Origin of the sequence: Siphonobacter curvatus (genome assembly GCF_002943425.1) — a bacterium.
In the GTDB taxonomy this organism is placed as follows: Bacteria; Bacteroidota; Bacteroidia; order Cytophagales; family Spirosomataceae; genus Siphonobacter; species Siphonobacter curvatus.
Genome location: NZ_PTRA01000006.1, coordinates 1 through 13,676, shown reverse-complemented (window position 1 = coordinate 13,676; position 13,676 = coordinate 1). Strand labels below are relative to the sequence as shown.

The 13,676-nt window shown below is 48.2% G+C and carries 14 protein-coding genes; 6 read left to right on the top strand and 8 right to left on the bottom strand.

The genetic code is table 11. The features are described 5' to 3' along the window. Positions 1 to 101 precede the first annotated feature (101 nt). From C5O19_RS21700 to C5O19_RS21670, 6 genes are all read right to left on the bottom strand, one after another. Positions 102 to 929, bottom strand: a complete 828-nt coding sequence (locus tag C5O19_RS21700; protein ID WP_104715491.1) for an SGNH/GDSL hydrolase family protein — start codon at positions 927 to 929, stop codon at positions 102 to 104. Positions 930 to 1,098: 169 nt separating this feature from the next. Beyond that, a complete protein-coding gene (locus C5O19_RS21695) occupies positions 1,099 to 1,332 on the bottom strand; it encodes a hypothetical protein (protein WP_133163423.1) in 234 nt (77 codons plus the stop codon). A 692-nt stretch (positions 1,333 to 2,024) separates the two neighbouring features. Next, entirely contained in the window at positions 2,025 to 2,945 is a 921-nt protein-coding gene (locus C5O19_RS21690; protein WP_104715489.1) for a bifunctional metallophosphatase/5'-nucleotidase, read from the bottom strand. A 12-nt stretch (positions 2,946 to 2,957) separates the two neighbouring features. Next, a complete protein-coding gene (locus C5O19_RS21685; protein ID WP_165796099.1) occupies positions 2,958 to 3,725 on the bottom strand; it encodes a 5'-nucleotidase C-terminal domain-containing protein in 768 nt (255 codons plus the stop codon). A 127-nt stretch (positions 3,726 to 3,852) separates the two neighbouring features. Next, positions 3,853 to 4,137, bottom strand: coding sequence for a hypothetical protein (locus tag C5O19_RS21680; RefSeq protein WP_104715487.1), 285 nt, complete (start codon positions 4,135 to 4,137; stop codon positions 3,853 to 3,855). A gap of 1,025 nt (positions 4,138 to 5,162) precedes the next feature. Next, positions 5,163 to 5,552, bottom strand: a complete 390-nt coding sequence (locus C5O19_RS21670; RefSeq protein ID WP_104715485.1) for a VOC family protein — start codon at positions 5,550 to 5,552, stop codon at positions 5,163 to 5,165. A gap of 314 nt (positions 5,553 to 5,866) precedes the next feature. Here C5O19_RS21670 and C5O19_RS21665 point away from each other — a divergent pair, with 314 nt between their 5' ends. The 6 genes from C5O19_RS21665 (at position 5,867) to C5O19_RS21640 (ending at position 11,941) form a co-directional block, all read left to right on the top strand. Beyond that, a complete protein-coding gene (locus C5O19_RS21665; protein WP_104715484.1) occupies positions 5,867 to 6,952 on the top strand; it encodes an SPL family radical SAM protein in 1,086 nt (361 codons plus the stop codon). 110 nt (positions 6,953 to 7,062) lie between these two features. Next, positions 7,063 to 7,617 (top strand): TetR/AcrR family transcriptional regulator, encoded by a 555-nt coding sequence (locus C5O19_RS21660; protein ID WP_104715483.1) that lies wholly within the window; start codon positions 7,063 to 7,065, stop codon positions 7,615 to 7,617. A 74-nt stretch (positions 7,618 to 7,691) separates the two neighbouring features. After that, a complete protein-coding gene (locus C5O19_RS21655; protein WP_104715482.1) occupies positions 7,692 to 8,579 on the top strand; it encodes an NAD(P)/FAD-dependent oxidoreductase in 888 nt (295 codons plus the stop codon). Positions 8,580 to 8,757: 178 nt separating this feature from the next. Continuing rightward, the gene (locus C5O19_RS21650; protein ID WP_104715481.1) at positions 8,758 to 9,558 is read left to right on the top strand and encodes an AraC family transcriptional regulator; all 801 of its coding nucleotides are present in this window, start codon (positions 8,758 to 8,760) and stop codon (positions 9,556 to 9,558) included. 72 nt (positions 9,559 to 9,630) lie between these two features. Continuing rightward, positions 9,631 to 10,596: a nitrilase family protein gene (locus C5O19_RS21645; RefSeq protein WP_104715480.1), complete on the top strand. Its 966-nt coding sequence runs from the start codon at positions 9,631 to 9,633 to the stop codon at positions 10,594 to 10,596. Positions 10,597 to 10,735: 139 nt separating this feature from the next. Next, positions 10,736 to 11,941, top strand: coding sequence for a GTP-binding protein (locus C5O19_RS21640; protein WP_104715479.1), 1,206 nt, complete (start codon positions 10,736 to 10,738; stop codon positions 11,939 to 11,941). A 71-nt stretch (positions 11,942 to 12,012) separates the two neighbouring features. On the opposite strand, the gene C5O19_RS21635 is transcribed toward C5O19_RS21640, so the two are convergent. Further along, a complete protein-coding gene (locus C5O19_RS21635) occupies positions 12,013 to 13,236 on the bottom strand; it encodes a hypothetical protein (RefSeq protein WP_104715478.1) in 1,224 nt (407 codons plus the stop codon). A 203-nt stretch (positions 13,237 to 13,439) separates the two neighbouring features. Continuing rightward, positions 13,440 to 13,676 (bottom strand): ATP-binding protein (locus C5O19_RS21630; RefSeq protein ID WP_133163407.1); only part of this gene is annotated, 237 nt, incomplete at its 5' end.

The following is a 13,676-nucleotide window of genomic DNA, read 5'->3' as shown; positions in this document are numbered from 1 at the left end:
CACCGCGATCTTGGAGGTCGCGGTGCTTTTTTATTGAGTCATACGCTACACCCATACTCGTAAATTGAATCGCTCGAACCAGCAACTAACAACGAAAACCATTACTTCCGTCCCCGCCATTTACCCAGTAAACGGTCGGCGATGATCTGGTAGCCGGCGTCGGAAGGATGCAAACCATCGTAGGTCAGGGCAGCGGCTTCTTTGGGGTAGGGATAGTCATCAGTATCGGGATTGAAGGGTACGCCGATGAAGTCAGGATAAGGATAGTCGCGGTACTGACCCGTTTGGGGATCTTTCAGGCGTTTGAAGCGGACGAGTTTTTTCAGAGCCAAATCCGAATCGTGGTAGAGGTCAACGACGGGGTACTTCTCCAGCTTTCCAATTTGGTTAATAGCCTCAACGACCTGTTCCAGTCGCTGTCCATTTTTTTCCTGATACGAACCATACGCCTGATTCTTGAAATTATTGATGTACACAAAATCTACCCGCTGCATCGGCGTAATCAGAATGACCCTTGCGGATTCATTGAGCTGTTTGAACTTATCCAGAATGATACGAAAGGAACCGTAAATGGTTTCGGCTCCGGTATGCTGTTCATAATCCGCCAGCGTGCCCAGGGGCTTTCCCTGCCACCAGTCGTTCGTGCCCAGAAAAACGGTGAATACATCCGCTTTCACCAGCCCCAGTGATTCGATCTTCTGGGCAATCTGTACGGATGACCATCCATTATGTCCCTGGTTGATATACTGGATTCGCGGGTGTCGTTCCGTAATGAGCGTTAGGTAACCCTTGGATATGCGATGTTGCGTTTCATCCGTGTGGTCATTAAGGTATGTAATGGAGTCACCCAACGCCAGCCAGCTGATGCTACGGGGGGCCGAACCCCCACAAACTAGAAATATGCTGACCAGATAAAGTAATTTTTTCATGCGGTTAGAGATTCATTTGACGGTCCGAAGATAAAGCGATCCGTTCATTGGTACATCCTGCACAATCTCGGTCAAGGCAACTTATCGCTTTTCAAAGGCCAAAAAAAGCTGGAACATTCGCGGCAAGGCCTGAAGGTTCCAGCTTTTCAAAAATTCACTGATCCGGGTTTTACTCTTTTTGCTGAATGTTGACGTGTCCCCGGTTATTGAATACCTCAAACTGAAGGTCTCCCGCTCTAATGAGCATGTAAGCCTGTTCCTGTAGTTCAGTAGCAATTTTGCTTTGATTCATGAGCAGGCTATCCGCTAGACGAATGACCGTATCGTCGTCAGCGGAAAAAGAAGAAAGTAATATTTCTTTAATAGTAACGTGTTGGGCGACTAAAAATTCAAGGCGAGTCATATTCATTGGCGGATGGGTCACAAACTAAAAGGTGTGGGGTTAAAAATCAAAAAACTTACTATACTGAATGGTTTGGAATGAGGCTGGATAAAGCCAACGGTGCATCATAGCGTAGGGTTTAAGTTACGAAAAGATAGGTATACGGGCGGAACGACTTACAATATATACATGCAGTTAGTTACTTGATAACATAATTGTTTAACTTTTGTTAAACTAATTTTTGATTTTTATTAATCAGAAAATTTAGGTATAATATAGGAATCGTAAATAGTTTAGCTACTCAAAAAAGCAGAATTGTTAAATTATTACTGCTCATAAGTCTACCGTCTATTTTGAATAATAAGCCCCTAAATATGGGGGCCTAATAGTAGTTAGATTAGGTCTACTAACCTTTTTTTTTAGGCTTGTATGTTTGTGACGTTTACGGATAGCGTTAGCAAACGTGTTAGCCGATTCGTAAACACATGTTCGGTGAACCTCCGTTAGTTGAATTGGATAAGGGGATTTTCATGCAAACTAACGGAGCCACCTATTCCCAGAATGCCGATGTTATCAAATTTGGCGTTCCTTGTTGTGCATCATCCACCCACCTATATATCTCATATTACCTTAAAAGCCTGCCTGCTTTGTAAGCAAGGCAGGCTTTTAAGGTTAGGAGTCAGAAAAGTCAAATTTTGCTGGACTATTAGTAGTTAAGCAACCGTCAAATTATTCCCTGAAGAAAATACCTGTTTGGTCACACGATCAAATGTAAAGTCCAGACGCCCCAGATTGATACCGCCAAAGCCTACCTGATTCACGAGTACAGGCTTGCCATCCAGGTTGGTAAAGACTTTGGGTTCGGGTAAAAAGGTATGGGTATGCCCACCGATAATGAGATCGATATGCCGGGACTGAGCAGCCAAAATCGGATCGATTATCTCTCCGGCACTACCTTTGAAGCCCAAATGAGAAAGGCAAATGACTAAACTGCACTTTTCCTCGTTCCGCAGAAACGCCGCTACTTCATTCGCCTTAGTCAAGGGGTCAAGGTACTGCGTATCGCCGAATAATTTCGCCGGAATTAATCCCTTGGGTTGAATGCCCAGACCAAAAACGCCGATGCGTAGGCCGTTGACTTTGAAGATTTTGTACGGCTTTACTAAATCCTGTAGCGGGGTGTTTTTGAAATCATAATTAGCTACCAGGACGGGGAAAGTTGCGTGCTCCCGAATTTGTTTGGCGTATACCTCCATACCGCCGTCAAAATCATGGTTGCCCATCGTAATGGCGTCGTATCCTAGCATACTCAGGCTCTGTACTTCCGGCTCTCCATGGAAAAGATTAAAATAGGGCGTACCCTGGAAAATATCCCCGGCATCGAACAGCAGTACGTGAGACTCTTCCTGCCGGATTTTACTGAGTAAACGAGCCCGGTTGACGACACCACCTTTACCGGCATTACGGTCACCGGGCGGAAAGGGGTCGAGGTGACTATGCGTATCGTTGGTATGTAGAATAGTTAGTTTGAGCGAATCGGCCTGTGTTTGGGACCAGCCCTCAAAGCTACCCAGCACTAAGGCTCCGCTTAAACCCGTGAGTTGTCGAAAAAAATGGCGACGATCAGAACGCATACAATTAGGGACTTAGCGGAGGGTAGTACGACCGTCCAGCTGGGGATTAAGAATTTGATTTTGCTGACCTTTACTAACGAAATAATCGCGTATGGCGTCCCGCATGAGGTAATTCAACGGCTCTGATTTCAGGCTATTTTTCAGGAAAAAGGCACTATCGCCACCCGTAGCTACGTAGTCGCTTACCAGAATACGGTAGGTTTTTTGCGAGTCGAAGGGCTGACCCTGTACGTAGATTTCCAGTGGTTTTTTAGTCTCCTTATCCACTACCAGCTTCAGACCAGACTGCGGGTCCAGACGGGCGGCAAGGTATTCGATAAACTGACGCATCGTTTCGCCCGATACCGTCAGTACCACCAAATCATTGTCGAAAGGCATGATTTCGTACACATTCCGTAGCGTAATATTGCCCGCGGGAAGTTCGGCTCGAATTCCTCCGTTATTCATGTGAGCCAAATCAATCGTAGCTCCGTATCGTTTCTGGGCCTGCTCGCGAAATAAATCCGTCAGTAGATCACCCAATTCGGATTCTACACCTCCTTTTTTAAGGTATTTAGCGGATTGTACCAGCACCTGATTCATGGAACGATCCAGACTATCATGGTACGTTTGCAGGTAGTTGGCTAGATTGGAACTCGGCCCGGAAACCAGCGAAGGGTTGGCCTGATCCGTTACTTCCAGTAATGCCGATCCCGTGGAACGTGCCGCGTAGTAATGCGTACTGGAGCACGCAGATACGACAAACATTCCCAGGAGAAGGGGCCAGGTGTGTTTATGCATGTTGACTAAATGAAAGCTCATCCTACTACGAAAGTACGCAGGGATTTGTTCCATAGATGCATAGAAGGTGTGCTTTTCTGAGCAATAACTCAGCAAAAAACGGTAGTACTCCAGTAAGAAAGTAGCGTTACTTATTTACCTGAAGGAAGGTATCAATGAAATTCCGTAAGAATAAGGCCTGCTCATAGTTAAGTACGCAGGAAGCTTCAAATTCTTCGAGTTGGCGGGAATTTTGATTAGGAACTGCAATGAGCAAGGTTATGTCCAGGCCCAGTTTAGAAATGGGTTCTTCGATAATGGGCATTTCCTCCACTTTAAGAATGGCAGGATTTCCTTCCTCCGACACCGCCAACTGAACATTATCCTTCATGAGGTAGCCATTGGCATTGAATTGTAAAGCGACAGTTTGCATGGATTATATGAGTTAATAGGTTGATTGGTAGTAATAACTTAGGGTTCTTGGTAAAAATACCAGGCCACTCCTGCTTAGCAAAGACTAAGAATAAGGTTTGATTTAGTCGGTACACCAACGCAAATCCTAAAAAGCGTGTCTATGGAGAAATCGTACCTTCATGAAAAGTCTAAGCTTTCTCTTGCTTTTATTCTTAGGTCCTACGTTCGTGGGCACATTCTGGAGTTGTCGAAAATGCAAGGATTCCGTGTTGCATTACGCCATTCAATCCTACGAATCACAGTTGGGGAAACGTACTGCTGAAGGCGTTGTTCCAGTAACTCCCCGTGACACCGTTCATTTTTCTGAGCTTGAGATAATTCTTCACGGCCGACTCCAATTTTCAAATACATTTCAGGGGAGTGGAAGCTGGAGTGCTTGGGCTTGTAGCCCCTTAGAAGTACCCCTGGATCAGATAAAATCCATCAAAACAATCAGTAACCAATCCTATACTACTGGTTTACCTGCCGGGAGCGATTTGAGTGATTGGGTACAGGTAGCAGATGAAGAACGACGTTTTCAACCACTATCCGAATTCTTAAGGAAGGTGCCTGCACGCCCAGCTGAGTTGAGGTTGCGATTCATCCATGGTCCTGAAGAGGCGGGCTTGCATCAGTTTACTATTCTAGTTGATTTGGGACAATCCCAGTCCCTTACCGTAAATACTGAACCAATGTACTTAAATCCTTGAGTGGAACACTACCGAAAGTTTTGGTAATCTAAATAGTTAATAAGTATAGGTAAACTAATGTTAACTACTTTTCTAAAAAACCTGCAAAAATTACCATTTATCGAGCTAAACCTACCATTTGTCGAAGATCAACAACATTTTAGCAGTTTGAAGCCACTTTTGTATCACTTCATCGGTCAAAGAAGTGGCGGCTTTGATGACTGAGAAGATTAAACGTATGAAGGTCTACTTGTGACGACAGGTAGACCTTTTTTATTTGCGGTGAACAAAAACAAACCGAGTCTTATGGTTCTGGTTACGCTGGGCTCTGATAAGTAACCAGATCAATACTGATTCCATTGGGATCAACAATCGCAAAATGATTATCTCCCCAAGGTTCTTTTCGTAAATCAATGTGGATAGGTATGCCCAAGCTTTTGATGCGTGCATACTGCTGCTCAACATCAGGAATTTCGATGGTTAGGTAAACGCCCGTTCCGGCAAAAGACGGATGAAATAGCGGCTGTTGCGAAGGATGATCGGGCAAGAGGAAGCTAATTTCTGCCGTACCCCTAGGCTGTTGCAACAATACGAAAAAGTCGTTTTCAAATAGGACCGTAAAATCCAGTACGTTTTGGTAAAATGCTTTGCTCTCCGCGAGCTTCGGTGTGATGATTCCTGCGTTCACCTTGAAAGATCCAGACATCTTGCGTGCGTTTAAGGTTACGATAGCAAAGCTCTAATGGCTGGATGACAGCCGTATGTCAGTAGGAAAATCCGATATTGTATTTTTTTGTTGGCGGAAAACAGAGGTACTCGGTTCGAAAGACTCCCGAGATGGCTCGATAAAACCAGGTACGTCCATTTTACTAAAAGCTTCCTGGAAAATATAGTGAAAATAATTTACAAGTATCTGTAAATCAATAGTATGTATTTGTAAGTATTGGGGCTATACTGAATTAAAAAGGGTGTTTCGGGGTTTATATAATAGCGAAGAAACCAACCCTAATTCCTTATCTGATGGTAACCATTCCCGAGAAAATTACGTCTAGTTTGAGTCCTACTGTCTCCAGCCGATTGTGGTTACCCAAGCGGGTGCTCTTTACGCCAGACGCGTTGGAAGAACCTTTCGGTCAGCAAATGTACCAGCGGATGCAGGCTCTGGATTTACCCATTGAAGTCTTGAAAAATAACCGCATTACGGGTTTGCGTGGTGCGGACGAACGCGAAACCTACCGAAACGCCAAGAATACCCTGGCCGTGGTGAAAGCTCCGCCAAGTGCCCTGCGGCTGCAACCAACACCGCCTTCGGCCGACTGGCAGCTCAACCTGGCCGAAGGTTGTCCGGCTCACTGTCAGTACTGTTACCTGGCCGGAAGTTTGTCGGGACCGCCCGTTACCAGGGTTTTTGCTAATCTGCCGCAACTGCTGGCCCATACGGCTACCTATGAAAGGGAAGACCGGGTGACGAGTTTTGAAGTAAGCTGCTACACCGACGTCATTGGTATAGAACACCTCACGGGCAGTTTAGAAGAATGCGTCCGTTATTTCGCTACCCGCCCGCAGGCTCAGTTGCGGTTTGTGACCAAGTATGATCAGGTAAACCCCTTGCTGAACCTGCCCCACGAAGGCCGGACGCGGGCACGGGTAAGTCTAAACGCCGAACCCATTGCCCGCCGCCTCGAAGGCGGAACGGCACCGGTGGCGGCTCGTATCGAAGCCCTGCGAAAACTAGCGTTGCCCCGTGCCCTTGGCGGCGGAGGTTACGCGGTGGGGGTGGTACTGGCTCCCATCATGCCCATTCCCGATTGGCAGCAGCATTATACCGACCTATTGGATCAGTTAGCCGATCGCCTGGATTTTCCCTGCGATCTGACGGTTGAGTTCATTACCCACCGTTTCACCCCCGGCAGCAAGGCGGCATTATCCGGCTGGTATCCCAATATTGGCGTTGAAATGGACGAGGGCAGTCGGGCCAGCAAGTACAATAAGTTTGGGGGCGTGAAGTTTGTGTACCGTCCTGAAATGATGCAATCCTTGCGAACGTTTTTGACCCGGGCCTGGCAGGAGCGTTTCCCGAAAGCCCCCATTACCTACTGGACCTAGAAACCGAATCAGCCGAGTGGTAACTCATCAACACTCGGCTGATCCATTCAATGGATAGGTTCAGAAGCCATTCTTCCCAATAAATTTTTCGTAGTTTTGTCTTTTACGGTATGCAAAACACCCAACAAAAGATCATCGACGCCGCCATTCTCGTCTTTAACGAGGATTATTCCGCTCCGCTGGAAAAGGTAGCGGAGAAAGCCGCCATTACCCGGCGGACGCTTCACCGCTACTTCAAAACCCGCGAAGCGTTACTGATGAGCTGCCAGAAGGAAATGCAGCGGAGTTGCCGGACCGCCATGATGCAGGCCTTGGAAGCTTCGGATGATCCGCTGAAGCAACTGGAGAATATGGTGTACGCGGGTGTAGAATGCGGAGCCAAGTTTTCGCTATTCAGCAAACTACATACCCGACCGGAACATCTGCACTCGTCACAAAACCCTGATTGTGCTCAGTATGATGCATTTTACTCGCGGTATCGGGGTGTGATCACCCAATTGCAGACTCAGGGTTTGATCGCTTCCGAATTTACAGCGGAATGGATTGCCATGTTTTTTAGTGGAGTAATTGCTGCGACGGTCAATGCCGAAGCGATGGGCTCCGTAGCTAAAAATAGTCTTAAACATTTTGCCTGGCTTTCGTTTAGTAAAGGCATAGGGCTTTAAAAAATTTTGCATTGAAATGTCACATATATGTGACAAAAGTCTTACGTTTGTGACGTTACTTTCCTGAAAAGACCATGAAACAATCTGTAGATGTCGTGATTATTGGCGGTAGTTACGCCGGTTTAGCCGGAGCTTTGAGCCTGGGGCGAGCCATTCGACAAGTCGTTATCCTAGATAGCGGTCGGCCCTGTAACCGTCAAACTCCTCATTCCCATAATTTCCTTACGCAGGATGGCAGTACACCTGCCGAGATTGCCGAACGTGCCAAAGCTCAGGTCTTGAACTATCCCACGGTTCGTTTCCAAAGCGAAACGGCTGTCAGCGTAACGGGGCAGGATATGAATTTTACCGTGACTACGGATGCGGGTTCCGTTATACAGGCCAAAAAACTGTTGTTCGCTACCGGCATTCGGGACCTGATGCCCGCCCTGCCCGGTTTTTCCAAAAGCTGGGGCATCTCAGTCATTCACTGTCCGTATTGCCATGGTTACGAGTATCGCGATCAGCCAACCGGTATTCTCATGAACGGAGAAACCGCTTTGGAAATGGGCCGCCTCATCCGTAACTGGACTCCGCAACTGACCGTATTCACCAACGCACCTTCCACCATTCCGGACACCTCCATTCTTAGTTCGCTTGGTATTACCATTGAAGAAACGCCTTTACAGGAGATCGTTCACGAAAATGGGTATTTACAGCATTTGGTACTTGCTGACGGCCGGAAGTTTCCGTTGAATGCCCTGTACGCCCGCCCGCCTTTTGAACAGCACTGTCCATTACCCAGGGACCTGGGGTGCGTGCACACAGAAGACGGTTATATTCAGGTAGATGCCCTGCAAAAAACGAGTATCGCTGGGGTGTATGCCGCGGGTGATGCCACGACCATGAAGCGAACCGTGAGTGTCGCCGTCGCCGCAGGTACCATGGCGGGCGTAGCAATAAGCCGGGAATTTTTACCTTAAGTGTACGTTCAGCCGGGGAACAGCATCCCGGCTGAAATTTACATGAAGCGTGGGTCGGAGGGGTATTTAGAAAGTCTTCAGGTAGCCTATCGGGTGTCTGGGTACTACAGTCAACGAAAAAATCGTATGTTGCGTAGGCTTTGCCTTTGGTTGAAGGTTACCCAACTCCTCTTCAGCGATGCAACTGTTACCCGCTCCCGCTTTGCTGCCGTTCATCCGGCACTATCTCTTCATCCGGCATTCGTTTGAAAGCGTACAAAAATTACGGTTATTCTCGGACGGTAGTACAGGCCTGGTTTTCTCCTTTAATTCGCTTTTGCAAGATGATCGGGGCGATCGACTCCCGGCCTCCTTCGTTTATGGGCAGATCAGGGAGTACAAAACGGTATATGCGAGCGGAATTACCAATCTGATCATCGTGGTTTTTCAGCCGTATGGGATGAGCTCTTTATTGGGAATACCCGCTTCGGAGCTAAGCAACCAAATCGTAGAACTGGATCTCATACTGGGGACGGCGAGCCGTGACCTGTATCAGCAACTCAGCGACTCAACTGACGTCCAGTCGAGTAAGCAGCAGCTCGATCATTTTTTCAAAGTCTTGCTTAAGCAGGCAACGGATCGGCCGCAACCCCTCATCACAGCCGCTACGCAGTGGATCATTCAGCGAAACGGATGCTTTACGGCTCGTGAACTGATGCAGTTTACAGGCTACGAACAACGGCAACTGGAGCGTAAATTCAAGGAAATCATTGGCGTAAGTCCGCAAAAAATGGGCAGTATTGTTCGGCTGCATTATTTTCTCAAAGAGGTACAACAGCCCCAGTACAAACATGGGATGACACCAGCGGTGTACGAAGCGGGCTACTATGATCAGGCCCATCTGATCCGGGAATTCCGCAAGCTAACCGGCCTTACGCCTTCACTTTATCTGAAACAGCAAAATCGTCTGGCGGTCAATTTCCTTCCTTCACCTGACTAAGGCTTGTCGAATTTGTACAATTCTGCTGCCAGCGGGTTCCGTAGTTTTGGGGCCTACTCAAACAAGCCTCTTATGCGAACCCTGGTTATGGCTACTGCTCAGTTTGAAAACAAGAGTGGTGACAAAGCGTATAATCTTTCCATCATCGATCAACTGGCGGGCAAGGCCGCTCAGACCGGTGCTCAGGTGATTGCGTTTCACGAGTGTTCTATTACCGGATATACTTTTGCCCGACACCTGAGTCGGGAAGAACTGCTGGCTATCGCCGAGCCCATCCCCTCGGGACCCAGCACCGATGAATTGATCCGTCTGGCCCGAAAGCATCGGATTGCAATTGCAGCGGGTTTATTCGAAAAGGATGAACAGGATCGTCTGTACAAAGCCTACGTCTGCGTGGATCAATCCGGCCTATTGGCAAAGTACCGTAAGTTACATCCTTTCATCAATCCACACCTGACGCCCGGCGACGCGTACTGCGTGTTTGATCTGTACGGCTGGAAATGCGGTATCCTGATTTGTTACGATAACAATATCATCGAGAATGTGCGGGCCACCAAGCTACTCGGAGCCGAGATTATTCTGATGCCGCACGTAACCATGTGTACGCCCTCTACTCGTCCCGGAGCCGGATTTGTAGATCCCAAACTCTGGGAGAACCGGAAGTATGACCCCACTTCCCTGCGAGCTGAATTTGATGGACTCAAAGGGCGGCAGTGGTTGATGAAATGGCTACCCGCCCGAGCCTACGATAATGCCGTGTATGCCGTCTTTGCCAACCCCATCGGCATGGATGACGATCAGCTCAAAAACGGGTGCTCCATGATTCTGGACCCCTTCGGTGATATACTGGCCGAATGCCGATCCCTGGATAATGAAGTCGTAACCGCAATCCTGACCTCCGACAATCTCACGCAGGCCGGAGGGCATCGCTATTTACAGGCCCGCCGTCCTGAACTGTACGGGGAATTAATTAGTCAGCCCCATGAATCCGAGCAAAAAGTAGCCTGGTTGCAAACCAATACGAACGAAGCCGAGTAACCTTGCTACTACAATCTCAGCGATGAGGCTTCGTATTACTTGAAGAGAAAATAGTAGGTTGATAAATGCAACAATGTTGCATTTAAATGTTCATATTTGCAACAACGTTGCAAATATGAACCCCTAACGTATTCTCCTCATGGTAAAAAAACTCCCCGTAACCGTACTGAGCGGATTTTTGGGAGCGGGTAAAACCACCCTGCTCAATTATCTCCTGCATCACCGTCACGGCCTGAAAGTGGCCGTTATCGTCAATGATATGAGTGAAGTCAATGTGGATGCTCAGACGATTCAATCGCAGAATGTACTGTCTCGTACCGAGGAACGACTCGTCGAAATGTCTAATGGCTGCATTTGCTGTACTCTGCGGGAAGACCTGATGGTTGAAGTGGAAAAGCTAGCTCGAGAAAACCGTTTTGATTACCTGTTGATCGAATCGTCGGGCATTTCAGAGCCTTTGCCCGTAGCTCAGACCTTCAGTTATACCGACGAAGCGATGGGAATTGACTTATCGGCGTTCAGTCGGCTGGACACGCTCGTAACCGTAGTTGATGCCTACAACTTTGCCAAAGACTTTGGTTCGATTGATACCGTCCGCAGTCGGAAGCTCAACCCAGACGATCAGGCCGATACGCGGAGTATCGTTAATTTACTGACCGATCAGATTGAGTTTGCCAATGTATTGATTCTCAACAAAACGGATTTAATTACCCCGCATCAACTGGGGGAATTAAAGGCCATTCTCCAGCATCTGAATCCCAAAGCCCGCTTGGTCGAATCAAGTTTCGGTCGGGTAGAACCCGAACAGATTCTGAATACGGGGCTGTTTAATCTGGAGGAAGCGTCGCAGGCAGAAAGCTGGGTAGAGGAATTACAGAAAGGCCATCATACTCCCGAAAGTGAGGAGTACGGCATTCATTCCTTCGTTTTCCGGAATTCCCGGCCGCTGCATCCCGAGCGTTTCTGGGCGTATCTTCAGGAAGAATGGCCCGCGGGGATCATACGCTCGAAGGGGTTATTTTGGCTGGCGTCGCGACCCGATAAAGCCCTGAGCTGGGGGCAGGCGGGAGGCTCTTTACGGGCCGAGCCGGCGGGTACCTGGTGGGCAGCAATTCCGGAGAAAGAACGCCTGTACTATCCCGCTTATCAGGAAAATGAATTATTGATTCGGAAACGCTGGCATCCTGACTTTGGCGATCGCATGAATGAGTTGGTGATTATTGGTCAGGACCTGGCACAAGAACAAATCATTCGGGAACTGGAAAGCTGCCTGTGTACCCCAGCCGAAATCCGGCGGATGCAGACCGGCGTACGCTTCCGCGATCCGTTTCCGAAATGGGAATAAGGCCTAAAAAAAAGAACCCGAAAGTGTCGAGCTTTCGGGTTCTTTTTTTTTAGAATTAATGGGAAGAAATCTTAGTCATTATGACCTTCGCTGCTTTCAAAACCCAGCAAAGTCAGACGTACGGGTTTGGCAGACACTTTGTGTTTGGTGGTCGTAGCCAGCGTTTCGAGGTTAATCTGATGTACCTCTCCCGTGGTCGGCAGAGCAATGTACGCAAACCGGTTGGTAGCTTCCAGTATGGGTTTATACGTAGCTCCAGCATCGGTCGTGCCGATTACGTTGCCTTCTTTGATCAAACGATTACTGGCTAAATCATACACCCGCAGTTTACCATCAAGCGAAAGGACGAGCAAACGATTCCCGGCATAATCTACCTTGCACTGAAAAGCATCCGTACCCGCGTAAATAGGGGTAATCTGATTGCTGGACAAATCGATGAGATACGCACCCTTGGTCGCAACAAAACCAATGAATTTCTTGGCCGCCGCCGCGTAGTAAATGCTGCCGAGGCGGTACGCTCCGAAGCCTGCGGGATTCGCAATCATCCGTTGTTCGCCGTTCGATTCAACGACCAATACGCCTCCACTGGTAGCCTCGGCCGAGGTGTAGGCACCGAAAACCGCATGGGCTCCATCCGTCGCGTTGCCGTGAATGGCTCCGACTTCCTGCGTAGACGCGTGCGTTGTTTTGCCCTGCTTGTCAATGACGAGTACCCGGTTTGGACTTTTTCCGCTGGCCGGGGCCGAGGTTACCGCATAGGTACCATTGTCAAAAGCCGCCATGGCTCCGTGGTGCGGGACGAGTCCGGCGTTGATGACCTGCATCTGGGCTCCGGCGGTGTGAAAATTGGTTTCATTGCCTAGGCTTAGGGTACCGTCTCCGTCGTTAAAAATCAGGGATTCCTGACCGCGACTTTTGAAGTGCGTAGGCTTGAGACCCGTTGCCGTAATGGAACCAAACTTGGGCGTACCTTTCTGATCGACATGATCAACGTGCGATTCGAAGCCTGAATCAAATACTTCCACCAGATTCTGGCCCTGGTACAAAACGGCCGCAAAACGCTGAGAAGCAGTCGTATAGAGATTCGCCAGGGGATATTTAGCGTCAAAAGTACTGGTGGTGCCGTCATAGGGGTTAATCTGGGTTAGCTGTTTAGATTCCTGATCCGAGACCAGTACCCGCAAAAATCGGTGTTCGCGGGTGGAAGAATCTTCGACTGCATTGTCTTTCTGGCAACTCAGAAAGGCAGCAGAGGCCAGCATAAACAGGCCAAGGTTTCTAAATGTACGCTTCATGTTTATAGTGGAGTAAAAATGCAACAATGTTGCAAAAGTAACTACACTTTTGGAATCACAAGGAAAAGGGCGGCAATAAATGCAACATTATTGCATTTATTGCCGCCCTTTTCGGATAAGCTACTGAAAAAGAACGATGTCCTACTGTACTATCTTAAACAGTAAATCATTGGGTTTCTTTCTTAAAAGCCATTTTTTAATACTTAAACGGCCTTCGGAAAGGCAATGTCAAAGTAAAAGCGGGAGCCCTGATCCTGCTGACTTTCCACAAAAATCTGACTTTGGTGCAGACTCAACAGCAAATGCACAATGGCCAGGCCCAGCCCCGTGCCCTTGAACTTGCGGGTCGTGTCAAGTGAAGCCTGGGAGTACTCCTCAAAAATCTGCTTTAACGACTCCTCGGGAATGCCAATGCCCGTGTCCTGCACTTCAAAGCGAAG

Bases quoted from the DNA above. Each gene is read 5' to 3' on its own strand.
- C5O19_RS21700 (WP_104715491.1), bottom strand. From the start codon at position 929: ATGAAAAAATTACTTTATCTGGTCAGCATATTTCTAGTTTGTGGGGGT.
- C5O19_RS21695 (WP_133163423.1), bottom strand. From the start codon at position 1,332: ATGACTCGCCTTGAATTTTTAGTCGCCCAACACGTTACTATTAAAGAA.
- C5O19_RS21690 (WP_104715489.1), bottom strand. From the start codon at position 2,945: ATGCGTTCTGATCGTCGCCATTTTTTTCGACAACTCACGGGTTTAAGC.
- C5O19_RS21685 (WP_165796099.1), bottom strand. From the start codon at position 3,725: ATGCATAAACACACCTGGCCCCTTCTCCTGGGAATGTTTGTCGTATCT.
- C5O19_RS21680 (WP_104715487.1), bottom strand. From the start codon at position 4,137: ATGCAAACTGTCGCTTTACAATTCAATGCCAATGGCTACCTCATGAAG.
- C5O19_RS21670 (WP_104715485.1), bottom strand. From the start codon at position 5,552: ATGTCTGGATCTTTCAAGGTGAACGCAGGAATCATCACACCGAAGCTC.
- C5O19_RS21665 (WP_104715484.1), top strand. From the start codon at position 5,867: ATGGTAACCATTCCCGAGAAAATTACGTCTAGTTTGAGTCCTACTGTC.
- C5O19_RS21660 (WP_104715483.1), top strand. From the start codon at position 7,063: ATGCAAAACACCCAACAAAAGATCATCGACGCCGCCATTCTCGTCTTT.
- C5O19_RS21655 (WP_104715482.1), top strand. From the start codon at position 7,692: ATGAAACAATCTGTAGATGTCGTGATTATTGGCGGTAGTTACGCCGGT.
- C5O19_RS21650 (WP_104715481.1), top strand. From the start codon at position 8,758: ATGCAACTGTTACCCGCTCCCGCTTTGCTGCCGTTCATCCGGCACTAT.
- C5O19_RS21645 (WP_104715480.1), top strand. From the start codon at position 9,631: ATGCGAACCCTGGTTATGGCTACTGCTCAGTTTGAAAACAAGAGTGGT.
- C5O19_RS21640 (WP_104715479.1), top strand. From the start codon at position 10,736: ATGGTAAAAAAACTCCCCGTAACCGTACTGAGCGGATTTTTGGGAGCG.
- C5O19_RS21635 (WP_104715478.1), bottom strand. From the start codon at position 13,236: ATGAAGCGTACATTTAGAAACCTTGGCCTGTTTATGCTGGCCTCTGCT.